Origin of the sequence: Gottfriedia acidiceleris (genome assembly GCF_023115465.1) — a bacterium.
Lineage (GTDB): Bacteria > Bacillota > Bacilli > Bacillales > Bacillaceae_G > Gottfriedia > Gottfriedia acidiceleris_B.
Genome location: NZ_CP096034.1, coordinates 2095467 through 2119088, shown reverse-complemented (window position 1 = coordinate 2119088; position 23622 = coordinate 2095467). Strand labels below are relative to the sequence as shown.

Annotated in this window: 26 protein-coding genes and 1 other annotated feature; of the genes, 7 read left to right on the top strand and 19 right to left on the bottom strand. The window is 30.8% G+C overall.

Features of this window, described 5'->3' with window-relative positions; genetic code table 11:
- Positions 1 to 13 precede the first annotated feature (13 nt).
- The 3 genes from MY490_RS10335 to MY490_RS10325 all read right to left on the bottom strand — a co-directional run bounded on the left by MY490_RS10335 (position 14) and on the right by MY490_RS10325 (position 2221).
- Positions 14 to 526, bottom strand: a complete 513-nt coding sequence (locus tag MY490_RS10335; RefSeq protein ID WP_248269108.1) for a MarR family winged helix-turn-helix transcriptional regulator — start codon at positions 524 to 526, stop codon at positions 14 to 16.
- A 214-nt stretch (positions 527 to 740) separates the two neighbouring features.
- Positions 741 to 1598 carry a DMT family transporter gene (locus tag MY490_RS10330; RefSeq protein WP_248269356.1) on the bottom strand — a complete coding sequence of 286 codons (858 nt, stop codon included), beginning with the start codon at positions 1596 to 1598 and terminating at the stop codon, positions 741 to 743.
- A gap of 68 nt (positions 1599 to 1666) precedes the next feature.
- Complete coding sequence (locus MY490_RS10325) at positions 1667 to 2221, bottom strand: GNAT family N-acetyltransferase (RefSeq protein WP_248269107.1); 555 nt, start codon at positions 2219 to 2221, stop codon at positions 1667 to 1669.
- A 375-nt stretch (positions 2222 to 2596) separates the two neighbouring features.
- On the opposite strand from MY490_RS10325, the gene spxA reads away from it, so the two are divergent.
- The 3 genes from spxA (at position 2597) to MY490_RS10310 (ending at position 3971) form a co-directional block, all read left to right on the top strand.
- Positions 2597 to 2992, top strand: coding sequence for a transcriptional regulator SpxA (gene spxA, locus MY490_RS10320; RefSeq protein WP_248269106.1), 396 nt, complete (start codon positions 2597 to 2599; stop codon positions 2990 to 2992).
- 103 nt (positions 2993 to 3095) lie between these two features.
- A complete protein-coding gene (locus MY490_RS10315; protein ID WP_248269105.1) occupies positions 3096 to 3509 on the top strand; it encodes an RrF2 family transcriptional regulator in 414 nt (137 codons plus the stop codon).
- Positions 3510 to 3635: 126 nt separating this feature from the next.
- Positions 3636 to 3971, top strand: coding sequence for an IDEAL domain-containing protein (locus MY490_RS10310; RefSeq protein ID WP_248269104.1), 336 nt, complete (start codon positions 3636 to 3638; stop codon positions 3969 to 3971).
- Between the two features lie 227 nt (positions 3972 to 4198).
- On the opposite strand, the gene MY490_RS10305 is transcribed toward MY490_RS10310, so the two are convergent.
- The 5 genes from MY490_RS10305 to MY490_RS10285 form a co-directional block, all read right to left on the bottom strand.
- On the bottom strand, positions 4199 to 5107 hold the full coding sequence (locus MY490_RS10305) for an SH3 domain-containing protein (RefSeq protein WP_248269103.1): 909 nt from the start codon (positions 5105 to 5107) through the stop codon (positions 4199 to 4201).
- 215 nt (positions 5108 to 5322) lie between these two features.
- Complete coding sequence (locus tag MY490_RS10300) at positions 5323 to 6798, bottom strand: DHA2 family efflux MFS transporter permease subunit (RefSeq protein ID WP_248269102.1); 1476 nt, start codon at positions 6796 to 6798, stop codon at positions 5323 to 5325.
- A gap of 359 nt (positions 6799 to 7157) precedes the next feature.
- A complete protein-coding gene (locus MY490_RS10295) occupies positions 7158 to 7406 on the bottom strand; it encodes a DUF3243 domain-containing protein (protein WP_098843777.1) in 249 nt (82 codons plus the stop codon).
- 155 nt (positions 7407 to 7561) lie between these two features.
- Positions 7562 to 8425, bottom strand: coding sequence for a DegV family protein (locus MY490_RS10290; RefSeq protein ID WP_248269101.1), 864 nt, complete (start codon positions 8423 to 8425; stop codon positions 7562 to 7564).
- A gap of 180 nt (positions 8426 to 8605) precedes the next feature.
- Complete coding sequence (locus MY490_RS10285; RefSeq protein WP_248269100.1) at positions 8606 to 9274, bottom strand: DUF6944 family repetitive protein; 669 nt, start codon at positions 9272 to 9274, stop codon at positions 8606 to 8608.
- Positions 9275 to 9381: 107 nt separating this feature from the next.
- Positions 9382 to 9645 (top strand) — a binding site (T-box leader).
- 74 nt (positions 9646 to 9719) lie between these two features.
- Here MY490_RS10285 and lysS point away from each other — a divergent pair.
- Complete coding sequence (gene lysS, locus MY490_RS10280; protein ID WP_248269099.1) at positions 9720 to 11288, top strand: lysine--tRNA ligase; 1569 nt, start codon at positions 9720 to 9722, stop codon at positions 11286 to 11288.
- A gap of 65 nt (positions 11289 to 11353) precedes the next feature.
- Here lysS and MY490_RS10275 read toward each other — a convergent pair whose 3' ends face one another.
- A complete protein-coding gene (locus tag MY490_RS10275) occupies positions 11354 to 11506 on the bottom strand; it encodes a hypothetical protein (protein WP_167374910.1) in 153 nt (50 codons plus the stop codon).
- 150 nt (positions 11507 to 11656) lie between these two features.
- Between MY490_RS10275 and MY490_RS10270 the strand changes: the two genes are divergently transcribed.
- On the top strand, positions 11657 to 12166 hold the full coding sequence (locus MY490_RS10270; protein ID WP_248269098.1) for a hypothetical protein: 510 nt from the start codon (positions 11657 to 11659) through the stop codon (positions 12164 to 12166).
- Between the two features lie 367 nt (positions 12167 to 12533).
- Here MY490_RS10270 and MY490_RS10265 read toward each other — a convergent pair whose 3' ends face one another.
- The 7 genes from MY490_RS10265 to MY490_RS10235 all read right to left on the bottom strand — a co-directional run bounded on the left by MY490_RS10265 (position 12534) and on the right by MY490_RS10235 (position 19727).
- Positions 12534 to 12737 (bottom strand): hypothetical protein, encoded by a 204-nt coding sequence (locus MY490_RS10265; protein WP_248269097.1) that lies wholly within the window; start codon positions 12735 to 12737, stop codon positions 12534 to 12536.
- Between the two features lie 568 nt (positions 12738 to 13305).
- A complete protein-coding gene (locus MY490_RS10260) occupies positions 13306 to 14943 on the bottom strand; it encodes a sensor domain-containing diguanylate cyclase (RefSeq protein WP_248269096.1) in 1638 nt (545 codons plus the stop codon).
- A gap of 512 nt (positions 14944 to 15455) precedes the next feature.
- Positions 15456 to 16073: a rhomboid family intramembrane serine protease gene (locus MY490_RS10255; RefSeq protein WP_248269095.1), complete on the bottom strand. Its 618-nt coding sequence runs from the start codon at positions 16071 to 16073 to the stop codon at positions 15456 to 15458.
- A gap of 240 nt (positions 16074 to 16313) precedes the next feature.
- Complete coding sequence (locus tag MY490_RS10250) at positions 16314 to 17249, bottom strand: serine hydrolase domain-containing protein (protein WP_248269094.1); 936 nt, start codon at positions 17247 to 17249, stop codon at positions 16314 to 16316.
- 178 nt (positions 17250 to 17427) lie between these two features.
- A complete protein-coding gene (locus tag MY490_RS10245; RefSeq protein ID WP_248269093.1) occupies positions 17428 to 18045 on the bottom strand; it encodes an NUDIX hydrolase in 618 nt (205 codons plus the stop codon).
- Positions 18046 to 18345: 300 nt separating this feature from the next.
- Positions 18346 to 19110: an exodeoxyribonuclease III gene (locus MY490_RS10240; RefSeq protein WP_248269092.1), complete on the bottom strand. Its 765-nt coding sequence runs from the start codon at positions 19108 to 19110 to the stop codon at positions 18346 to 18348.
- On the bottom strand, positions 19107 to 19727 hold the full coding sequence (locus MY490_RS10235; RefSeq protein WP_248269091.1) for a 3'-5' exonuclease: 621 nt from the start codon (positions 19725 to 19727) through the stop codon (positions 19107 to 19109). Before MY490_RS10235 ends, MY490_RS10240 begins: the two co-directional genes overlap by 4 nt.
- Positions 19728 to 19889: 162 nt before the next feature.
- Here MY490_RS10235 and MY490_RS10230 point away from each other — a divergent pair, with 162 nt between their 5' ends.
- Complete coding sequence (locus tag MY490_RS10230; RefSeq protein WP_248269090.1) at positions 19890 to 20297, top strand: CidA/LrgA family protein; 408 nt, start codon at positions 19890 to 19892, stop codon at positions 20295 to 20297.
- Entirely contained in the window at positions 20284 to 20973 is a 690-nt protein-coding gene (locus MY490_RS10225) for an LrgB family protein (protein ID WP_248269089.1), read from the top strand. Before MY490_RS10230 ends, MY490_RS10225 begins: the two co-directional genes overlap by 14 nt.
- 132 nt (positions 20974 to 21105) lie before the next feature.
- On the opposite strand, the gene MY490_RS10220 is transcribed toward MY490_RS10225, so the two are convergent.
- The 3 genes from MY490_RS10220 to MY490_RS10210 all read right to left on the bottom strand — a co-directional run bounded on the left by MY490_RS10220 (position 21106) and on the right by MY490_RS10210 (position 23544).
- Positions 21106 to 21345: a hypothetical protein gene (locus tag MY490_RS10220; RefSeq protein ID WP_248269088.1), complete on the bottom strand. Its 240-nt coding sequence runs from the start codon at positions 21343 to 21345 to the stop codon at positions 21106 to 21108.
- A 119-nt stretch (positions 21346 to 21464) separates the two neighbouring features.
- The gene (locus MY490_RS10215; RefSeq protein ID WP_248269087.1) at positions 21465 to 22352 is read right to left on the bottom strand and encodes a GNAT family N-acetyltransferase; all 888 of its coding nucleotides are present in this window, start codon (positions 22350 to 22352) and stop codon (positions 21465 to 21467) included.
- Between the two features lie 16 nt (positions 22353 to 22368).
- Complete coding sequence (locus tag MY490_RS10210; protein WP_248269086.1) at positions 22369 to 23544, bottom strand: MFS transporter; 1176 nt, start codon at positions 23542 to 23544, stop codon at positions 22369 to 22371.
- Positions 23545 to 23622: the final 78 nt, after the last annotated feature.

Genomic DNA, 23622 nt, shown 5'->3' with positions numbered 1-23622 from the left:
CTCCTACATTAATTTATTTTCCTTTTTTTTCTTTTTCGTCATCAAGAAAGTACAATACATCAAAGAATTCATAATTATCCATTCCATCTGTCTCCATCTTTTTCTTAACAGCTGAAACTAATAATTTCATCCCTTTTTCTACAATCTCTTGTTCATCAGAGTCTAGAAGACTTAATGCACTATTTACTGACTTATTTGCAATTTCAGTAATGTTATCATGTATTTCATCTGCAATATTATCAGGTAAAGAAATCTCGACGAAACGTTTATCTTTTGGATTAGGTGTTTTCAATAAAAGGCCTTTTGTAGTCAGACGCTCAACGATATCTGATACAGTACTTTGCGTCATTTTAAGATTTTTAGAAAGTTGTTTAATACTCATTGTTTTATGAGCATATACTTCGCCAATAACTCTTGCTTGTGGAATTGTAACTCCATGTTCCTCCGAATGCTTTTGAAGGCTTTTCATTAAAAAACGCTGTAAAAAATCGATTGATTCACGAATAAATTCTGGTCGTTCTACCATTTTATCCCTCCAACAAAATACTTCTAAGTAAAATAAATCTTATACGATGTATCGCACAAGATTTATATTATTTGTCCTTACTGCATTTGTCAATTTAAATACATAGAAAAGTCTGCATTCATAAAATTCATTCCATCTAATCTTAAGATTCGTATATTTAGGTAAATTAGCCAATAAAAAAAGCAGTTGAATATATCAACTACTTAAAAATGTATCATGCTTTTTTCGAGTTATATTGAAGCGTCGTTTTCTGCTTAGGTTCTTTAATCGATAGATACACAGCTACTACTATTAGAACACTTCCTATGAAGAAAGAAGGACTAATTTCTTCATTTAATAAAAAATAACCAAATATCGTACCAATTAATGGTTGTAAAAAGAAAAATAATGATCCTGTGGAAGTATCAATAAATTCAAATCCTTTGTTCCAAAGATAAAAGGCACCTGCTGTTGAGATTGTACCTAAAAATAGGACCCCCATCCAAATCCAACCATTTGATGGTAAGTGAGTAATGTGATTACTTTGTTCAATAACCGTAAATGGTAATGTAAAAATTACGCCAAATACCGTCGCCCAGGTTGTTACGGTTAATGATGAATATTTACTAGTCTGAACTTTACTTAAAACTGTATATAATGCCCAGGTAATGGCTGCACCTACTAGTATGAGATTTCCAAAATATGCACCTAAATTTGATCCACCTTTTGGTAATCCTATTACAACGATTACGCCAATTGTTGCTAAAATTAACGAAACTATCTTACGGCTATTAATTTTTTCTTTTAAAATAAAAAATGCAAATAATGATATTAATGCAGGTGAAGCTGAAGTAATTAAAGAGCCCATTGCAGCGCCTGAAAGCTTTGTACCAACAAATTGAAAACCAATTGAGCCAGTATATCCGACTAAAGAAATAACTGCGAGAGGAACCAAATCTTTTTTATTAATTTTCCAGCTTTTTTGGAAAAGACTGATTACCCCTAATGTGAATAAAGCTAATAGAAATCTCATTTCTAGCAATAACCATGGAGAAATCCGATCTAATACTACTTTACTGACAACATAAGTCATGCCCCATATACTTGCGGCCAATGATAAATACAAAGCTCCCTTAAAGAAATTCACTTAATTCCCATCTCCTACTTTTTATTCCAATCATTTTTCGAAAGCCCAAACATAAATTCAGTTACATATTGGCCTTTAAACAAAGAATTTTCTATTTTTTTCATTTCATGAAATCCTAATTTTTTTAGTAATTTAATTGAAGAAGAATTTTGTTCTACAGCGATTGCGTTAATTTTTTCTTTATTTAATTCATTAAATAAATAATCAAGAATCCCTTGTAATGCTTCAAAGGCATATCCCTTATGCTGGTACATTGGCTCTAACGTAAAGCCGACTTCAACTTGATTTTTAGGATTCGATAAAGTGTGTACTCCAATATCCCCTATTAGTTGACCATCCATTTTATTTTCAATCGCTACTTGAACCCATGAATCAGGAATATTCATTTCAGCTGACTTTTGTTTTTCGATAAAATTAGTCGCTTGTTCGTATGTATAATTTTCCCAGCCTTGATAAATCGCCACATCCGCATTTGAACGATATTTATAAAAGTTGCTAACATCTTCATCTTTAAACCTTCTAAGTTTTAATCGACTAGTCTCTATTTCAAAAAATTCTAGTTTGCTCATATTCCACCTCTAAAATTTCTCGTTATTTTTTTGTATATTCTATTATACTTAGAAGTTTCAAAATAAACTAACTTTTTACACTTTACTATATTAATTCTAGCAATAGTAATTCTTATAATTCGTCGTAGAATATTAAACTTGTGCCTATTGTATAGTTCATTTTTGTATTCGTTTATGTATAAACACAATCCATCATTTAAACTCAAAAAATATAGTTGACACTTTTAACTGTAAATAATAAAATTACAGTATACTCATTTAAATTGAGTACGGGAGCCAAACTATTATGTTTTTTAGTTAATACATTATAACTAGTTTTTTATCTCAACTGTAATTTTTTTTATTACATTTTAAATATAAGGAGTGTGTAAAAGAATGGTGAATCTATATGTAACACCAAGTTGTACATCCTGTCGAAAAGCAAAAGCTTGGCTAGAGGAACATGATATTGATTATAGTGTGAAAAATATTATGAACGAATCACTTACACTTGAGGAGATTAAATCTATTCTTCGTATGACAGAAACTGGTACTGAAGAGATTATATCGAAAAAATCAAAAACGTTTCAGGAATTAAATATAAATATTGAATCGCTCCCACTTAATGAATTATATAAATTAATCATAAATAATCCAAAAATGTTGCGCATGCCAATAATCGTAGACGAAAAAAGATTACAGGTTGGTTATAATGAAGAGGAAATTCGTAGTTTTCTTCCTCGTAAGCTACGTACATTTTCATACATTAAATCACAAAAAGTAGCTAATTAATAATTATATTAATTATTAAAATGTCTGTTTTCTAACACATTCTATTTAAGTACTAATTATAATCACGATATTTAAAGAAATTAACGATTTTAGGAGGCAGACCATGAATAGTGATTTTACTCTTGCCATTCATAGTTTAACTTATCTTGCGCTGCAGCCGGATCGGATGTCTACAAGTGATGCAATATCAGAAAGTGCCTGTGTCCATCCAGTTCGTATTCGTAAAGTGCTTAGTTTGTTAAAAAAGCATGGATTTATAAAATCGAAGGAAGGAACTGGTGGTGGATTTATATTCGCAGTAGATTTAAATGAAGTTAATCTATGGGACATTTATATAATCACCTCTGAGGGAGCACTACAGCCTAAGTGCCCAGAATCAAATGAAAAGTGTGTTGTTGGGGCAAATATGCAAAATGTTCTTTTTAATATTTTCTTAGGTGCAGAAAAACATCTTGGGGGATATTTAAAGCAATATACTATTAAGGACATTGTCGATCATATCAAATGTGAGAAGTGAAGCTAAAAAAGTGAAGGCTAAGCCTTCTTTTAATTTAAGTGTAATAAAAAAAATTACAGTTAGTTTTAATGGCTGTAATGATCACAAATTTTTTAACTAGTACTCTAAATAAGAAGGTGGAAAAAAATGAACTTAAATAATGATTCTATTTTAAAAATAGGTGATTGGGTTAAGGGTATATCATTGCATGGAGAATTAGTAATAGGTTATGTTGAATCACTTACTAATTTTGATGAAGTAGTAAAGGTAAATGTCATAACTTCAGATCATAAAAAGACTGTTGGAAAGACCATTCAAATGTTAAATAGAAACGTAAAGAAAATTCCTGATTCGAAAGTGACAAACAAAGAACAGATTCACTTTCTAATTGACTTGGCCCTCTCAACTGGAGATGAGGATTGGTTTAAGGAGCTATCTTCACAGTTAAACTCAATGAGGCAACTTGTTAATAGTGTAAAATAAAACTTACAAACAAAGAAGTAATAAGAGTTCCTAAAGGTTGTCTATTTAGACAGCCTTTTTTTAGTTCAATAATTCTTACCATTTAAATTTAATAAGACACCCCTTCTTCCGCTTCAATCTAATGATAAACAAGACATTCATCCATGAATTAAACAGCATGAATTTTAGTAAGTACTTAGATTGAAACAAAAAAAACTGATCAAATCATTGACCAGTTTCAACTCATATTAATATTGAGTTAATTTATTCAATGGTGTTTGAATAATTAGTGGTTTTTTTGCAGGATCTAACCATTTTAAAATAGAGATTACATTTGTTTTAGATGTAGCTGTGCAGCCTGCAGTATATCCCGAAGCTCCAGCTACGTGAAAAAAGATTGCACTACCTTTTCCTGGGGTTCTCGCAGTATTATAGTTAATAACAAATCCATAATCATATTGAGATATATTCATCTTTTCGGCAGTTTTCCATCTACCATTATTTTCTGATGCCAATTGCCAAGTATTATATAATTTACTATTTGAATCATCTACAAATACATCATTTGCAGTAATTTTGCGGTATGTCATTTTCGTACCTGGATTTGAATATCTACCGAATGCTGTTGTAATTGTATATTTCCCTTCAGGTGTTTCATAATCACCCTCTTGCTTACTACTAATCATGCCGTTTTTACCGATCACACCTGAATATGTATGTAATTTTTTCCAACTAGTACCGCTTTTTTCAAATGTTTCAATTAAAACATTTCTTGTACTTTCATTTTCTGCTGACACAATGATTAATTGTTTTGAAGTACCTAAAGTTTTCATTTTATTCACGGTTGTGGCGGAAACAGTTATTGGAGCTTTTTTAATATATTTACTTGAAACCCATCCAATTTTTGTTCCACTTTTTATTTTATACCAAGATCCACTTATGCTTGTAATCGTAACTTTCGCACCCTTTTTAAGTGTCCCAATTACTTTATAACTAGTACTAGGACCGCTTCTTACATTTAAAACTGATGCAGTTACTGTACCGCTTATCGTCGCAGCTTCCACGGTTTTATTTGAACTCGGAGTAGTATTTCCATAGAGTAAACCTCCAGTTAAAATTGATAGTGCCAAAGTTGTTTTGTAAATACTTTTAATCATTAAATCAGCTCCATTGTAAAGTAAATCTATATTCGAGCCTTTATTATACATAACCAACCTTACATAATAAGGACATTTTTATTACAATTCAATTAGATTTATAACAGTTCTCTTAAAATTGTAGCAATTATTAAAATTTTTTCGATACTATTTAAATTATAATCAAAAATGACAAAAAAAGAAGCCAATTTTAAATTTGGCTTCTTTTTAATTTATTAATGTCCGACCATCATTGAAGATTTTGACTCGTCAAGATCTGCTTTTGACGCATCTGCGTCTAGCATTTTTGGTTTACGTAAAATAATTGCTAACAACGCTCCTACTAATGCGATACCTGCTGCTAGTAAGAATGTATCACCAAATGCTGAAATCATTGCATTTAATGGATTTGTTGTTTTAGCCATGTAATCCTTTGTACTAGAAGTTAAAAACCCAGCCATACCTGCTACTGCAAATGATACCATTACTTGCTGAGCAGCTGCAGTTAAAGGTGTTACACGACTTACTAAATGTCTTGGTGCAGATTGCAATACATGTGTATTAATCGGCATCATTGATAATCCCATTCCAGCACCCATCATAGCAAGTGTTAACATAATAAATGTATCTGATGAGTCGACTGAAATTTTAGAGAAAATAAATAGTGCAGATGTAATAATTGTTAAACCAACTAACGCCATCGGTCTAGCTCCAACTTTATCATACATTTTACCACCAATTGGCATCATTAAAGCAGAAGCTAATGCTTGAGGTAACATAATTAAGCCCGTTTCAAAAGCCCCATATTGTTTAACTGTTTGTAAAAATAATGGAACAATTAGGAAAGAACCGAATAAAGCAATTTGCATAATCCATGTAATTAAAATACTCCTAACAAAATCAGACGATTTAAATACACGTAACTCAAGTAAAGGTTGTTTTAGGCGAAGCTCAACAAAGATGAAAAGTAATAATGCAACACCACCAACAATTAAACCTGTTAATGTTCCTTTTGAAGTCCAACTTGTTGAACTTTGACTAACTCCGTAAGCTAACATTGAAAAAGCGATTGGAGCAATGATTATTCCTAATCCGTCTAAAGCAGGTACTGATTTAGATTCAAAGTTAGGTAAAAATTTAGCACCAATTAACATTGCAATAATACCGATTGGTAAATTAATTAGGAAAATCCAATGCCAAGTAGAATACTCTACAAACCATCCTGAGATAACCGGACCTAATGCAGGTGCAAGTAACATCGGAATTCCAAGCATTCCCATAATTGAACCGATTTTTTCTGGAGGAGCTAATCGAAAGATAATTGCCATACCGATTGGCGCAACCATTCCTCCACCAATACCTTGTATTACTCGAAATAAAATTAACTGTTCAGGAGATTGTGCTACTGAACAAAGAACTGAACCGATTGTAAAAAACAAAATCGTTAATAAGAAAATTTTCTTAGCTCCAAAACGATCAGACATCCAGCCTGCAAGTGGTATAACAGCTGATAATGCCAATGTATAACCTGTAATCGTCCACTGCATTTTTGTTAAATCTGATTTAAAATATGTGGTAATTCCAGGTAATGCTACGTTTACTACCGTACTATCTAAAATAACCATGATCATACCTACGATTACTGCCATCATTGGACCAATAATCGTTTTTACGCTAAACTGCGTGTCAGCCGAGTTTTGCTGATTATTCATATATTATCCCCATTTCCTCAATCTATTTTTGTTAAGCGGTATTGAAATTCGTTCAAATTTTCCATTCTACTTATTAGTGCAAAAAACCATATTATGATAAAAGCGAAATTTGAACAGAAAGTCTATCATACAAAAAAACAATTAAAATGTAAATAGTAATTGTCCTTAATCCGAAAACAGTACTCACAATAAGTACAGTATATGTTAATTATCTGTCCATTTCAAGTTTAATTTTTAATTATTTTTGTTGATTTTTTGTAAACATACTTAGCTACTTCAAACAGAATAAAATAAAACAAATAAAAAATAGCCCTTATGATTCTATTCATTGGGCTATTTTTTAATCACATTTATTTTTATTATTTATTTTTTACATACTTCATCATTAGATGAGCAATTGTATGTTGTTCTTGTTCATCTGCAACATTCCAAAGGTCTTTTAGAATTTGCTCTTCTGCATTTTTTGGTTCTACTTCATTTGCTAAGTAATTTCCTAAGCGATATGCCATTTCAGAAATAGCCCCTTCACCAACACCTTTGTCACCTGTTGCTTCTAATCGATCACCTAAAAAATCTTTCCATTGATCCCAGTTATCTAAAATTGACATCGTTTTTCACCTCATCATAATAGTTGTTGAAGATTACATAAATACTATTTACCTTTTTTAAAGTAATTATGTATGAATTATTATCCGGGTAATATTGTCAGAAAATTAAAATAAAAAGAGCTAATCATTTTGCAAAGTTAGCTCTTTTTATCATATTATTTTTTATTTTCGTTCATAAAAAATATCGCTAAAGTACCAGGTCCTGCATGAGCACCTATAGCAGATCCGATTGAATTAATGACAAATTCCTTACATCCAACTGTCTCTGCCATCGCATTTTTAATTTCAATTGCTTTGTCAAGATCGTCACCGTGAGAAATACCAATTAATTGAGTTGATAAATTCGTCCCTCGAGATTCCATAATTTCAAGAATTCTTTTTATCAATTTTTTTGAACCTCTAATTTTCTCAATTGGAATTAACTTTCCATCTTCAACGTGTAGAATCGGTTTAATATTTAATAAATTACCTACAAAACCAGCCACTTTACTTAAGCGACCTCCACGCACCAAATATTGAAGGTCATCTACTGTAAAGATATGTTCAATATGTTGTATACTATCTTGTATATTATTAACAACCTCTTCTTTTGTAGCTCCGTTCATCGCAAGCCTTGCAGCATTAACAGCAATTAACCCTTGTCCGATTGATGCACTTTTTGTATCAAATATCTCTATATCAAAATCAGGAAATTCCTCGCCAAACTCATTTTTTACCATTACTGCAGATTGATATGTACCAGAAAGTTCAGAAGAAAACGCAATATAAATACATGGTGTATTTTCTTTCGCATATTTAACGAAGGTGTTATAAATATACTCATACGACGGAAGAGACGTTTTAAATACTTTTCCATTACGCATTTCATTAAATAAAGTCTTTGAATCCAATGTTAAACCATCAAAATATTCTTTTTCATCTTCCGAATAAACGCGTAATGGAATGACATCAATATTATATTGTTCGATGATCTCTTTTGGTAAATCCGCCGCACTATCCGTAATTATTTTTAAATTCATCTAATCATACCTCTGTTTCAAAAAATTGGTTTAGCCTATTTAAACTGATAAATTCTATTCTCTCACAAAATGGTTTTACAGAAAAATAAAAAGTTTTAATATAATTTTAATAATAATAATATTTGCTATTAACTACTATATACCTTCTTTTTTTCATATTCTTCACAAAAAATTAGTAATTTACCATTCGAACTGTTTATTTGGATAATAGCCATAACGATATTCTAATTGTTCTCTCTCATATTCGCTTCTTTTATTTCGTAGTGCATAAATAATTAAAATTGCTCCGAACACTTGAACCCAGCTACCAACAAGTAATAAATCTTCTCCTAAAATCATCTTATCACGTAGTAATGCAGCATTAGCAATTCCGTCAATTAAAGCACCTAAACCGATTAATTGATTGCCATATGCCTCAATTTTATCTAGTTGCGTCCCTTCCATCAATGCTCCAATTGTTTCAATTTGTGCACCAATTGATTGAATGACACCACCAATCGCATTTAATCTAAATCCTTCTCTTTCCAATCCTTCTATTTCTAAATTTGTTGCAAATGTATTTGTACCATTTCCAATCGCTTGAAGCCAAGCACCAATCATCATTGTTAATTCAAATTCTTTTTCTATTTCATTTTCATTTTCTATTTTTGCTCTCTTATATAATTTTTCTCTTCCAATAGCTTGAATACTGTTGCCAAATGCTTCGATTGCATTACCTTTAGCGAATAAACTTCTACCAAAGTTTTCACTAACGATCTTTTTACTTGAAATACCAACAGCCGCCGTTGTTGTACCAAATAATAAAAAATACGCACCGATTAGGGGTAAATCATCAACTAAATCCCTCAATTTGGCACCTCCATTCAAACAGTATTTAAACTAGTTTATTCAACTTTAAATTTAATTGACAATTAATATTGTTTTGATTAATATAATAACAATTAATATTTCGAAATTTAAAAGCTATGAAGAGAAAAGTAGTAAAGCTAAAATTATTTACAGAGAGCTCCTGTTTGCTGAAAAAGGAGTAATAATGAACTTTATGTAAAAAGACTTGGAGCTTCGTATGGAACTAAAGTTCACTTTAGGGATGGTACGCCGGGTTCTCCCGTTATAGAGATAGGGTATAAGCATTCGTGCCGTACCTAAATGAGGTTGGTATGGTAACATATCAATAAACTGGGGTGGTACCACGAAGTTAACAAACTCTCGTCCTCAAGATGATTAAATCTTGGGGGTGGGAGTTTTTTTATTTGCAATTTGAAAGTTAAATAAAAAATTTTGAGGTGAAAACATGCATTGGGCAATTAAAATCGCAAATGAATTAATTGAAAAATATCCAAATAAAGAAACTTATGTATGTGCATCTGGCATAAGTCCATCGGGGTCGGTTCATATTGGAAATTTTCGTGAGATCATTACAACTTATTTTGTTGTGAAAGCTTTAAATAATTTAGGTAAGAAAACAAGATTTATCTTTTCTTGGGATGATTTTGATCGTTTTAGGAAGGTCCCGAATAAAATTGATCCAACTTATCATCGTTTTATAGGGAAAGCTTATTCAAATATTCCTGATCCATATGGCTGTCACTCAACATACGCTGAACACTTTGAAACAGAATTTGAAAATTCCTTATGTGAACTAGGCATTGAGGTTGAGTTTATTTATCAAAGTAAAGAATACAAATCTGGTAGATACAATGAAGACATAATACATGCTATTGAGAAAAGAAAAGAAATTTATAATATTTTAATGAAGTTCAAAACAAGCATGCCAAATGAACAAGAACGTAATGATTTTTACCCTATTACTCTTTACTGTGAAAATTGCGAGAAAGATGATCCTTCAATAACCCAATATAATAAGGAAAGCAAAACTTTACATTATACTTGTCGCTGTGGATTTTCAAATCAATTATCTGTAGAAGTTGCAGACAATATTAAATTAAAATGGAAATTTGATTGGGCTATGAGGTGGATGAAAGAAGACGTTGTATTTGAACCTGGTGGAAGAGATCATTCATCTGAAACCGGTAGTTACAATGTTTCAAAAGAAATTGCTAAAGCCATATTTGACTATGATGCACCTCATTATACACCGTATGAGTTTATTGGAATAAAAGGTCAAAACCAAAAAATGTCGAGCTCCACTGGTAATTTAATAACACCTGCTGAGTTATTGGAAATCTATTTACCAGAAGTGATTCTCTTTATGTTTGCTAAATATAAACCAACAGCAGCATTTAATATTGGTCTAGATGAAGATGTGATTAAAAACTATTCAGAATTTGAACGGTATCAATCAAATTATATTGATCAATCTTTACACTATTTAGATATTTGCCAATCGGTCGAATTTGCACATATTGGCAAAATTGATAAAAAATATCCAAAATTTAATCATGTAGCTAACGTTCTGCCTCTCATTAATTACAATGTAGATTTATTAAAAGACATATTTGTTAATAATGGAGAAAATTACTCATCCATTGAAATAGAGAAAATTAGTCTTATGGCAGAATATTGGATTAAAAAATACAATCCACAAAAAAATAGCATGATAAACGAAAAACAAGGTATTGGATTTTATCACTCTTTAACTGAAGGTCAGAAATTTTGGCTGAAAAATTTATGTAGCTATCTATTAAATAATGAGGCCCTAGATCAAACTGAATTAATGAAAGAATTATATGCGATTTGTTATCATGAAGATAAAAAAATAATGAAAGCAAATCAAAAAACTTTTTTCACAATGATTTATCAGCTTGTTTTAAATAGAACAAGTGGACCACCTATTCCATTGTTGTTTCAAGTAGTGAATAAAAATCAGCTAATCAATTTATTAAACTTCAACGAAAGTTAATATAAGGTAGCTAAAATAAAAATGGACTCAAATCTATAAAATCTGAGTCCCATTTTTATCAATTTTTATTGAATACGATTTTTAAATGCTTCTTCTGTTACAATATAATCTTCTTCTCGATCTTCATGTTTACGGTCTTCAGGTGCGACTAGTGTTCCTTTTGGATGAGTTGGTTCATGACCTTTTTTCTTATGATTAAAGCTTTTACCTCTTGCCATTATAAAATCCTCCTTAGTTAAATCATCATTAATAATATGAGTATTTGGACTTTAACTTATAGATGGTAGATTATGACAAGGAGGAATTTTATTAGACTGAAATTGATGATATGATAATAAAAAGGACTAAATTAATCGTTGAGGTAGAAGATGAAAAAAGAATTTGCAATCAGTATTTCAAATCAGATTAAAAATTGGATGGTTTCAAATAATTCTTTATTTAATATTGAAGAAATACCAACAACTTTCAATACATTACTAAATTTTCAACAATGGACAAACGGAAAACCGATTGTTTCAGCGTTTCACTTAAGGAAAGTCGAAGAAGAAAGCTATTATTTACTATTAATCGACTGGCATCGAAATGAAAATTTTTATTTAGTCATATATGTTGAAAATAAATCAACAACCGCTGCAGAAATAAGAGAAATTAGTGAGCAAGATGGACAATTTTCTTTAGTTTGGAAATATAATCCATTGAAACGTGACGGTAAAAACGCTGAACGAAAAGCTTATTTTAAACAAGTATTTGGTTCACTTCAAGTAAAAATACCAATTCCGCGTACTCCTAATGAAGTTGAACGATTTTTTAATGATATCTACAAATTATGTAGAAACCGTCAAACGGCAGACAGGATTATAAATCTATATGATTTTTAAATTAGGCTCTGTTAAAGTAAATTGTTGATTTTTGTACAAAAGAATAAGACCACAAAAATAGTAGTCTTTGCTTTTTCTTATACAACTAAAGCATGCGTTAGCCATCCATGAATCCTCAGATTCACAACAGTGAATAGAAGTTTATATCGTACTCCCAAGGTAGTTGAATAAGTTCATTCACTTCTTACAGACATAAATCATTTCAATACTGTTTTTATTTAATGATTTTTTATCCCAAGAACCGTATACATCTAATTCAAAATAAAATTCTCTTCCAGAATTCCCACCCGCCAATGTTTAATAGAAAAAAGCGCCAAACCACGGGCATAGTCTGACGCTTACTTTCAGTTCCGCTTACCGAACTTCTTTAATTAATTAGTTTTACACCATTGATGATAATCGCAACCATCCCAATCAATGAAACGATTACCCACCAGTTCTTTTGCTTTTTCTTAAAGTGAAGTGCTACAAAGAAAATAATTACTCCAAGGATTATACTAGCAATAGAACTATACAATTCTACCTGTGAGTTTGCACTATTTAAAAAGATACTATCTAACTTTTCCTTCATGATCAATTCCTCCTTACAGTTAAATGACCGAATCGGCTAAAAGCATTTGTTCAACTAATGCATGCTTTAGTTGAATTAATCGATTAATTTTCTATTGATAAATAAGTACACCATTGTTAATAAAATCAACATTATTATTATAAGAACCGTTACCTCATAAGGATAGTCAGTAAAACTATAGAAAATTATTAATAAGCTGAAAGGCAGAAAAAAAACATCCACCTACTACTTTACCTAACAAGGACTTATTTTTAATCATTTTCTCATTAAAACCAGCTAACAACCATGTTTGTTTTTTTACAGCGATTAGGTAAGCCACAAGTAAAAATTGCTATACCTATAATCAATAATCCGTAATCTATCAACATATACATCTCCTCAAAACCTTCTCATTTTTTCCATAATATGTAAATTCTACCTTTTAATGATTTTTCCTTCTCTAGGTACTAATGAAGTTATAAAATTAAACCTTATTGAACTAAACTTCCATATAGTTGCATAAGAAAATCAACAATCTTTATAACAAAGCCTTAAATTAAAAAGATCAATCTAACAAAAGAAACACCTTCTATAAACTAGAAGGTGTTTCACCGTTCAAATCTTCGTAACAAATAACACAATTTTTCCCGTTTTGTTTTCCTACATACATAGCCTTATCAGCACGATTAATACTTTCAACAACACCCTTTTTAGAGTTAAATCTCGCCAATCCAAAGGTCATCGTTACGTGTATGTTTATACTTTCGAAATGAAATACGTGTTCCTCAATCGCACATCTAAGTCTTTCAGCTATTTCTTTCGATTGATTAAACGGTGTATTGGGTAATACGATTAAAAACTCTTCGCCACCCCATCGTCCTAAATAATCATCATTACGAATCAATTCTTTAATTAGTTTAGCACTCTGATTTAATACAAAATCTCCCATTGTATGCCCATATTGATCATTAATTTTTTTAAAATTATCGATATCAAAAATCAAAAATGAGCAGTTTAATTCCGTTTCAGTTGTTTTTTCTAAATCAGATAGGATCAAGTCGTGGAGCCCTCTTCGATTTAAAACTCCAGTTAAAGGATCCTTTGATGAAAGATCTTCTAACTCGTTTTTCTTAAATTCTAAATCATTTACTAATAACTTTAATTTTTTTTCAGCATCCATTCTTTTTTCAGCTATCCAAGTAATCCATACTAAAAGAATTGTGATAAATAGTATTGGTAGAATCTTCATGCCAATGATTTTTAGCAAAGCTGAGGTTGTCAAAATATAATAAAACGTCCAGTCCGTACCTGGAAAATCACATTTTAGCACTTTCATGCCGTTTATCGTTGTGAGTGTTTCATTCTGCATTGTATTTATTTTAGCTAAAGATCCTTTAGAAAACTTTTGATCTAATTTTGTCATATTTATGATTTTATTAGATGATAAAAATTCTTTATTTGAAGAAGCTATGATATTTCCCTCATTGTCAGATAAAATTGCTGTATAATCTTTATTTAATTCTCTACTTAAATTTTCAAAGGTAATATCAATTGAAATTGATCCAACATATCTTTGTTTATAATCAACAGGTGAAGATACTGTTACCATCATCCCTTTTCCTGCACTGTCCAAATAAGGACTGCTCCAATAAGGTTTGCGATACGGATTTGTTTCGATTGTTCCTAATGTCGTACTTTCTTCTTTTAATAATTCATTTGAAAATTTAAATTCATTCGACGGTACAAAAGGATATAAATTATTAAACCCAGAGATGCTTGTATAATAAATCCAAGTAATTTCAGGATACGAACTATATATTTCTGAAAAATAGTTATTTAATCGATCAGCCAACAAAATTTCCTTAAATTTCACAGGATTATCATTTGGCTTTCCGATACCTGTAATATTCCCTTTTTTATTTTCACTCAGAGTATCTTTGATTGAATCACTATTGAACTCTTTTTTTATCGGATCATAATGGATGTAACTCGTGTCTTTTGCGGCATTATTACTTTCATCTTTATTTAAAAATTCATTTGAATAGATTTTTAAAACTTCAGTGAAATCAGAACCTGTTTTTGAATAATCTTGTATGTTGTGATAATCAATATTAAAGCTTTTTTCAAACTTAGTTGTTTCAGTTTTATTAAAATAATAAAGTGAACTACCTACAAAAATGATTGATACTAAGATGACCAACAATAATGGGATACGTTTACGGTTCATAAGCCAACACTCCTAATATTTTTGGCGTATTTAAGCTGGTCATAAAACTTATTTTCTAAATCCGCAACAGGTAATGGTTTACTATAGAAATAACCTTGTGCGTATTTACAATTTTTAACGGTCTTTTTTAACGGTCTTCTACTGAAATAACTACTTTACTTTTTTTTATTAATAAAGTGTAAAAATGCAAACCACTAAATAATCCAAATAACACCGAACAAGAAGTAATATGAAAGTGCATAGAACGAGAATTTTTTGTGTCTTCTCAGGGTTTTCTGCATTGACAAAACCTTTCTGGTTTTATATCCACACTTAATTATTATCTTAGAATAATTAACTTAAGGTTATTTTAACTTATAGACTTACGTTTCTCAACGTCAAAAATATGGAAAACAACAATAATCAACGTTAACTTTTAACCAAAACAAAGTCAAAAAAACCTAGTCCAATCAAGAACTAGGTTTGCTTTGAAAATAGTATATATTGTTAAAAAATATTCTCATATATGTATTCTAAACATTAACAGCGTTTTGAAACCTTGCACTCTTTTTTAATAATAGAGGAGTTATAATAAAACCGATAACCATACCTGCCAAGTGACCAGTTAAACTTGTCGACGGGATAATTAATGAAGATAGTAATCCAATTCCTAAAAATGTTATGACAAACTTACGATCATCTGAAAAGAGCATGTTTTTTCTAAATAAAGTAATAAATAAATACATCCCTAAAAAAGCATAGCCTACACCGGATGCCCCAGTCTCAACTGTATTAGGCGAATAATTAAAATTAATAATAAGTCCTGTAAGAATAACCGATAATAAATAAAATAATAAGAATTTAACTGAACCTAACGCTCTTTCTAATGGTCTACCTAAAATAATCATAAAAGTCATATTCATAAAAAAATGAGCGTAGCTACCGTGCATAAATGCATAAGTAAAAAGTCTCCATATCTCACCTTGTTTTACTAATTCGTGCTGATAACCACCTAAATTGATGATATTTTCAATCGTATACCCACCTAAAAATGTCGTAATAATCGCTAAGATAGTACATAAACCAACCATTATTGTAGTGATTGGATATTTCCTAATAAACGTTTTGAAGTCTTCTGTTACCAAAAACATCAATCTTCATCCCTTCTTGGAGCTATTATCAAGTTGTTATTTATATTTTCTAATTACTTAATTCGACATTTTTTAAGTAAAATCCTATTTTCAAATTAAAAAATCATACAAAATTTTGAGGTAGGAATAGGAATGACCGGACAAAGGGTATTTTAAATAAGATTAAATGAAAGAGTAGCGCAATCATCATGGATTATTAATTCTTGGTCTGTGTAGCCAATTTTACTTTCATTTCCAGCCCTATTCACTAGTTAATATGAAAGGATAGTATTTTTGAATGATTTTTAATGGGGTAAAAGTATTGATATATTTTGCACTTGTAAAAACAGCTACGAATTGATTTTTTGGTGAAATAAAAATGAATTGGCCTCCATAACCCATGGCAAAATAAATCGTTGAATCAAGATCCTTTAATTCATTATTTTCAAGCACCCACCAATGATAGGCATATGAACCAACATTCCGATATGTAAGGTACTTCGCTTTTGTTGATTTTTCAATCCACTCACTTGAAATAATTTGTCTATTATTCCATTTTCCTTTTTGCATCATTAATATTCCTAGCTTTAGTAGATCATCTGTCGTTAAACTTAAGCCAAATCCCCCAATATTAATTCCTTTTGAATCTTCATGCCAAATAAACTCTTTAATGCCTAACGGATCAAATAACATTCGTTTTGCGAAAATAGATAGTTTTTCATCCGTTACCTTCTGAATAATTGCACTTAGTACTTGAGATGCTCCAGAATCATAAATCATTTTTTCACCTGGATTATTAACCATTTCTTTTTCAAGTACATATTGGATCCAGTCTTTACTATTAATCATTGGAAATGGACGCCCACCCCATTCTCCCCACTCTTGCCAATCATATCCAGGTGTCATTGTGAGCAAATGTTCGATCGTAATTTCACTTTTTTTCGTTTCAATATTCGGAAAAAATTTAGATATTGGTACTTCAACACTCTCTATAAATCCTTTATCAATTGCAATTCCTATTAACATCGATAATACACTTTTCGTAACAGAATTGATTTTGAATAGTTTTGTTTCGCTTTTATAATTTTTATAAAAATTATATTTAATTTCTCCATTTTGATAAATAAGACAAGTTGAAATGCGTTCTTTCTTTAATTCATTTTCGAATTTTACATAGTTCATAGAATTTGTTTTCAAATCATTTCCCCTCTCAAGTTGCTTTAGTAAATTCCTTTTAATTTAATTCTAAATATGTATATTTTTCATTCGTTCAAATCATTTTTAAAACTTTGTCCCCTTTAAAACAAAATCGAGCTGCTTTAGCAACTCAAAAATGATTTATATTTAACATCTTATCTATTTTTTAAAATGATCTTTAATCAAAACAAGTTTCTTTATTAGGATTTTGATAATATTCAAACATTAATTCTAATTGAGAAGCAGTATTTCGATTGAGAGAGAGCTCTGGTAAATGCTCTTTATCAAAGAAATCAATATCGCTTGTTTCTATTCCAATTGAGGGATTACCACCAACAATTTCACATTGTATAAATAATTTGTAGTAGTGATATGAATGAGGTGGATGGTCGTGCTTTGTCATGTCTAAAACTGCTAGTAGTTTCTTCACTTCAACTTTATAGCCTGATTCTTCAAAAATTTCTTTTACTACATTTTCTGAAGCTGACAATCCAACGTCACAAAAACCACCTGGTAAAGACCATTTATTTTCTAGCTTTTCTTTTACTAATAATAGTTTACCGTTTTTAAAAACGACACCTCTAACATCAAGCTTTGGTGTGGGATACCCCCGTTCGTTGCGAAACAATCCTTCGATTTCTTCAATTTGTAATTCTGAATAATGATTTAAAATATCAGCACTTATATGTCTTAGTTCTTCATACCTTTCTTTATCAAAAACATCTTTCGTAAAGGTCAATCCTGCTTGAGAAATTGCTTGGATTCTCTGTGCCCATTCTAGCCATTTTATACTCATAGGAATCCACTTCCTTTTCTACTTTTAGGTAGTATTACAAACAATTTAATACTTTGTCCTAACTTTAGTTTACGCACAATTGCTTCTCGTTGATTTACTAAATGCCTATATAAAAAAAGAAAGCTCTAAAACCTTAGAGCTTTCAGACTGTTGACAAACGCTCGCTTTCTTTGTTGCTTCGCCTGTTGAGCGGTGCTCATTACCCTCTATGGGTAACTCCGCTCCTTACCAGGCTTGGCGCCTTGAAAGACAAGCGCTTGCAATCAGTCTGAAAATCAAATTTTTGTACTTTGTCTATATTTAAATGATTGAATCTTCCATCGTTAAAACAACGGGACAGTGGTCACTTCCCATAATGTGAGTGTGAATTTCTGAATTTATTAGCTCATTTTGAAGTCTATTTGAAATAATAAAATAATCAATACGCCATCCAATATTTCGTTCACGGACTTTTGCCATATAAGACCACCAACTATATGAACCTTCTTTAGTTGGATTTAAAAATCGAAAGCTGTCAGTAAAACCACTTTCTAATAATGCGGTCATTTTACCCCGTTCTTCTTCCGTAAAGCCAGAATTCGTACGATTTGATTTTGGATTTGCTAAATCAATTTCATTATGTGCGACATTTAAATCCCCACATAGGATGACAGGTTTATGTTCATCGAGCTTATTTAAATAGTTTTTAAAATCATCTTCCCATTTTAATCTTATTGGTAGTCTAGCTAAATCTCGCTGAGAATTAGGTGTATAAACATTTACCATATAAAATTTATCGAATTCTAAGGTTAATACCCTACCTTCTAGATCTTCTTCTTTACCATTAAATCCAAAACTTACATTTAAAGGTTTATGTTTCGAAAAAATTGCAGTACCTGAATAACCCTTTCTTACTGCAGAATGCCAAAATTGATAATAACCGTCTAATTCCAACGTTATTTGATCTTCTTGGCACTTCGTTTCTTGTATACAAAATAGATCCGCTTTTTGTTCTTTAAAATAATCTAAAAATCCCTTTTGTACACATGCTCTTATTCCATTTACATTCCAAGATATTAATTTCATACTTTCTTCTCCAATTTACGTTTAGGTTTCGGTTTTACTAATGATGAACGATAATCAAACTGATGAATTTGCCCATAATAAATTGAAGTTTTCTCATATAACTCTTCAAATGATGAGATTTCATATTCCTTCGTTAAATGAAGAAATATTTTCGCACAGCTTTCCGCATCCGCTAATGCATGGTGATGATGTTCTAATAAAATACCAAATTGATTTGATAAAGTATCTAAAGAATAACGGGATTGTTTTGGCAATACCTTCTTAGCAAGCTGTAGTGAACATAGTAAATTATTTAAAGCTGAAGGTACACCATATCTTGATAAATTATCTTTTAATGCATAACCATCAAATGCTAGATTATGTGCAACTAATGTTTTCCCCTCAATTTTATCTTTAATAGTTTCATAAAATTCTGGGAAAAGAAGTGCACCTTGTACATCTCTTGGCCTAATTCCGTGCACTGAAATATTCATCGAATAAAATTCTTCTTCAGGATTAATTAGTGAGTAAACTTGATCAACAATTACTCCTTCTTCAACAAATACAAAACCGGCAGCACAAATGCTATGTCGATTGTAATTTGCCGTTTCAAAATCGAACGCTACAAATGATTTCATATTATATAACTTCCTCTATTTATATGATAAAACTATTATAATCTTTTTTAGAAAAAGATGCATTTTTATCATAACGAAAAAAGTTCACATTTTCGCCATAATTTATTGTACAATAATAAGATTAATAGTCTATTAGTTAGTAAGAATCAAAGGATGTTGAAAATGAATTTTGTAAAATTGATTGTTCAAATAAGCTTTCTTTACTTATTATTTTTTATTGGAAATAGTATTCAGCAACAATTTCATCTAATTATTCCGGGAAGTATTATTGGTATGCTGTTATTATTTTGTTTACTATTTATACCATTCTTTAACGTAAAATGGATTCGAAATGGGAGTAATTTTTTAAGTAAGCATTTAACCCTTTTGTTTATTCCAGCTACTGTAGGGATAATGAATTATTCTTCTATTTTAAATTTTCACGGTTTAATTTCTATTATAATCGTATTAGTTAGTACAGCAGTTGTATTTACTATTACTGCAAGCATTAGTTCGTATCTTACTTCGAAAGCCCATAAAAAACAAACAAAAGATTTATTAATTGGGAGGGATACGAATGAAGGACATTAAAAGTTTACTATTTATCCTCATAACGATTTTTTGTTATATTCTTGCTAAAAAATTGTACGCTAAATTCACATACTCGTTACTGATTCCGATTGTTACTTCTACTACAGTTATTATCATCATTCTTGTAAATCTTCACATTACATATGATTCGTATATGCTTGGAGGAAAATGGATTAATTTACTTTTAGGTCCTGCTGTTGTTTCTTTTGCCTATCCATTATACGAGCATCGGGCAACATTAAAGAAACATTGTATGTCCATAGTAGTTAGTGTAATGGCTGGTACGATCGTCGGTCTACTTTCAGGTGTATACTTATCACTATGGCTCGGATTAAAAAAAATCATCATGCTTTCTTTAGCAGCAAAATCAGTTACAACCCCTTTAGCTATGGGGATTACTTCAATGATCGGTGGTATTCCGTCTTTAACGGTTGTATATGTAATGATTGCTGGTATTTCAGGATCAATGTTTGGTCCTGCTATTCTATCAAAACTTAAAATAGACCACCCTGTTGCGATTGGTGCATCGTATGGAATCTCATCACATGGAGTAGGTACAGCAAAAGCAGCAGAATATGGAAAAATTGAACAAGCAATAAGTTCGATAGCAATGACGCTTAGTGCGATATTTGCCTCTATTCTTATTCCCTTTTTCATAAAATTATTATTGAAATAAAACTCCCCACAAGGCACTTATGTTCCTTGTGGGATATTTTTTGAATTAAGCGTTTTTTTAAACATAAAAAGGTGTCTCAAAAGTACAATGACCTAGGAGACACCAATTTCAATATTATTTTAATTTACCAATTTACCAACGTCTTCCCCAGCCCCATGGACGATAAAATCCCCAAGGTCTTCCCCAGCCCCATGGACGGCCCCAACCCCATGGATGATAAAATCCCCAAGGTCTTCCCCAGCCCCATGGGCCAAATGCCGCTGCACCAAGTAAAAAAGGAAAGAAAAATGGGAAAAATCTTTCATCTTCTTGTTGCGGTACTCCGGAATATGGATAATATGGTTGCTCATTTTGTTGACGATAATCATACATTATAAATCACCTCCATACTATCTAATTTACGGAGATTAGCTCATTTAGGAGCAAGGTCATGTAATAGGCTAATGTACAAATTCTTAAGTGAAGATCATTTTACGGGTTTCCTTCTTATCCTAAATCATTTTGTACATTTCATATTGAGCTATTTTTTCTTTCTTAAATTCTAGTTTATGCAAGAAACCTTCAAGGCTATTGTTATTTGGGATTGAAGTTGAAAAAGATTTTAAATTTAGATCACTAGCCGCAGATTGTAATAAAGAAGTTGCTATTTTTTGATTACGGTAAACTTTATCAACTATCAGGACGCTTATTCTACCATTTTCATTAACTGCTAAAGCACCAACATTTTCATCGTTAACTTTAGCTAGAAAATAACTAAAATTAGTTAGTTTTTCTAAATAATCAATATCATTTTGCCAGTTTATATGATAGTCCCATATTGTAATTGTTTCCTTGAAAGTTTTAAAGTCAACTTTATTTATTTCTGAACTAGGATGTAATTGTATTTGGTGTAAACTTGTTAAATCTGATTTAGAAAAATAAGTAAGGTCATAAATCTTTTCGTATCCAAGTTTATTATAAAAATTAATTGCTCGATCATTTCCTACAATTACTTCTAGGAATAGTTGTTTGCACTCGTTTTTCTCTGCTTCTTCTTTATGCAGTTCAAATAATTTTTGGCTAACACCTAATCCCCTATAATCTGGACTAATTGCCAATGTACCACATCGCATTGTTTTAATCGATTCATACATTTTAATCCCGCCTAAAATCACACCTACCGCTTCATTTTCATAAATTGCAACGAAAGAGTGCTCAGGTTTGTTACCTTCTGGACCAAAAAACAAATTTACAAACTGTTCCTTAGAATAATTGAATTTAACGATATAATCTGAAAAACCTATGGAAAATGCTTGATAAGCTAATTCAACGTCTACTTCGCTACATCTAAAATAATTTATTTTTTCTAGCTCAATATTCTTCTTCAAATTTGTTTCCATATAAACACGTCCTTTTTTATTTAGAAATGATGAGTTCATTTTCATTTTGTTGAATTTGCTCATAGTTAAAAGCAATTTTTTTCTTAATTAGTAAGTAACTAGTTACACATAAAATCATAATGATTAGACTACCATGAAACAACCAAAAAAGATGTGGCATTGATAAAAATGATAATAATGGTGATGCAGCTACAAAACCGATCGTAAAACCAACCCTATTTAACAAATTTGCGACTCCAAAGATTCTACCTCTTATAGAATTTTCGGTTTTTTGAATCATTGTTGAAAAATAAGTACCTGCTGCATTATCAAAAAAGCCTGTAAAAAATGCGAAGAAAAATACTACCCATAAAATTTGATTCGATAAAAATAAAATGAAGCCAATTGATGTTAAAACTGAAGTTCCGTAATACATAAATAGATAATGTTTTTTTAACCAAGAGACCTTTGGGATTAAAAAAGTCGATAGGATTCCTCCAATACCCCAAGTTCCCCAAATCAGTCCTTGGTAAAATGTTGCATGTTCTGTGCTAATTTTTTCTGCTAATATTGGTACTCCGACATTATGAGAGCTTGTTGAGAATGTTTGAAATAAAAATACAATGAATACAAATACTAATAGCGGTTTAATTAGCACATATGTTTTTACTTCTTTCAAATCATTAAATAGTTGTTTCCATTGATTGTTGACACCTTTTTTAACCGTATTTTCCCATTTATAAAAGATTAGAACAAATGCGGATAAGAAATAAGAAAGGGCATCTATTCCGATGATTACACGATAATCTACAACCGTTGATAAGAATGCTGATCCTAAAAATCCAATAACCATACTAATTGCAGCAAGGCGCGAAATAAAAGCGTTTATTTTTAAAATATTTTCTTCACCAAATATTTGTGGTAAATCTGCACTAAAACTAACTGAAAAAAAGCTTCCTAATGCACCAATGATAAATGCTACAATTGCAAACATTAATGGTGAAGGGAAAATACATAAGGTAAGAATACTTATTCCTCTAGTAATATCGCTAAATATCATTAGCTTTCTTCGATTATATCGATCGGCAAATACACCAGAAAATAAACTTGTTAAAATGCCTCCACAAACTCGTAGGGCTAAAACCGCAGCCAGCCATGATGTACTTTTCGTCATCGAGTAGATTACTGCATTCATTACAACTAATTCCATCATACTACCTATATCCGAGAACGCCTTTGTATATAAAAAATAGACTTTCTTTCCAACTATAATCCCTTCATTCTACTAAAA

What these genes read in the sequence shown, in the direction of transcription:
- MY490_RS10335 (WP_248269108.1), bottom strand. Translation starts at nt 526, where the DNA reads ATGGTAGAACGACCAGAATTTATTCGTGAATCAATCGATTTTTTACAG.
- MY490_RS10330 (WP_248269356.1), bottom strand. Translation starts at nt 1,598, where the DNA reads ATGACTTATGTTGTCAGTAAAGTAGTATTAGATCGGATTTCTCCATGG.
- MY490_RS10325 (WP_248269107.1), bottom strand. Translation starts at nt 2,221, where the DNA reads ATGAGCAAACTAGAATTTTTTGAAATAGAGACTAGTCGATTAAAACTT.
- spxA (WP_248269106.1), top strand. Translation starts at nt 2,597, where the DNA reads ATGGTGAATCTATATGTAACACCAAGTTGTACATCCTGTCGAAAAGCA.
- MY490_RS10315 (WP_248269105.1), top strand. Translation starts at nt 3,096, where the DNA reads ATGAATAGTGATTTTACTCTTGCCATTCATAGTTTAACTTATCTTGCG.
- MY490_RS10310 (WP_248269104.1), top strand. Translation starts at nt 3,636, where the DNA reads ATGAACTTAAATAATGATTCTATTTTAAAAATAGGTGATTGGGTTAAG.
- MY490_RS10305 (WP_248269103.1), bottom strand. Translation starts at nt 5,107, where the DNA reads ATGATTAAAAGTATTTACAAAACAACTTTGGCACTATCAATTTTAACT.
- MY490_RS10300 (WP_248269102.1), bottom strand. Translation starts at nt 6,798, where the DNA reads ATGAATAATCAGCAAAACTCGGCTGACACGCAGTTTAGCGTAAAAACG.
- MY490_RS10295 (WP_098843777.1), bottom strand. Translation starts at nt 7,406, where the DNA reads ATGTCAATTTTAGATAACTGGGATCAATGGAAAGATTTTTTAGGTGAT.
- MY490_RS10290 (WP_248269101.1), bottom strand. Translation starts at nt 8,425, where the DNA reads ATGAATTTAAAAATAATTACGGATAGTGCGGCGGATTTACCAAAAGAG.
- lysS (WP_248269099.1), top strand. Translation starts at nt 9,720, where the DNA reads ATGCATTGGGCAATTAAAATCGCAAATGAATTAATTGAAAAATATCCA.
- MY490_RS10275 (WP_167374910.1), bottom strand. Translation starts at nt 11,506, where the DNA reads ATGGCAAGAGGTAAAAGCTTTAATCATAAGAAAAAAGGTCATGAACCA.
- MY490_RS10270 (WP_248269098.1), top strand. Translation starts at nt 11,657, where the DNA reads ATGAAAAAAGAATTTGCAATCAGTATTTCAAATCAGATTAAAAATTGG.
- MY490_RS10265 (WP_248269097.1), bottom strand. Translation starts at nt 12,737, where the DNA reads ATGAAGGAAAAGTTAGATAGTATCTTTTTAAATAGTGCAAACTCACAG.
- MY490_RS10260 (WP_248269096.1), bottom strand. Translation starts at nt 14,943, where the DNA reads ATGAACCGTAAACGTATCCCATTATTGTTGGTCATCTTAGTATCAATC.
- MY490_RS10255 (WP_248269095.1), bottom strand. Translation starts at nt 16,073, where the DNA reads ATGTTTTTGGTAACAGAAGACTTCAAAACGTTTATTAGGAAATATCCA.
- MY490_RS10245 (WP_248269093.1), bottom strand. Translation starts at nt 18,045, where the DNA reads ATGAGTATAAAATGGCTAGAATGGGCACAGAGAATCCAAGCAATTTCT.
- MY490_RS10240 (WP_248269092.1), bottom strand. Translation starts at nt 19,110, where the DNA reads ATGAAATTAATATCTTGGAATGTAAATGGAATAAGAGCATGTGTACAA.
- MY490_RS10235 (WP_248269091.1), bottom strand. Translation starts at nt 19,727, where the DNA reads ATGAAATCATTTGTAGCGTTCGATTTTGAAACGGCAAATTACAATCGA.
- MY490_RS10230 (WP_248269090.1), top strand. Translation starts at nt 19,890, where the DNA reads ATGAATTTTGTAAAATTGATTGTTCAAATAAGCTTTCTTTACTTATTA.
- MY490_RS10225 (WP_248269089.1), top strand. Translation starts at nt 20,284, where the DNA reads ATGAAGGACATTAAAAGTTTACTATTTATCCTCATAACGATTTTTTGT.
- MY490_RS10220 (WP_248269088.1), bottom strand. Translation starts at nt 21,345, where the DNA reads ATGTATGATTATCGTCAACAAAATGAGCAACCATATTATCCATATTCC.
- MY490_RS10215 (WP_248269087.1), bottom strand. Translation starts at nt 22,352, where the DNA reads ATGGAAACAAATTTGAAGAAGAATATTGAGCTAGAAAAAATAAATTAT.
- MY490_RS10210 (WP_248269086.1), bottom strand. Translation starts at nt 23,544, where the DNA reads ATGATGGAATTAGTTGTAATGAATGCAGTAATCTACTCGATGACGAAA.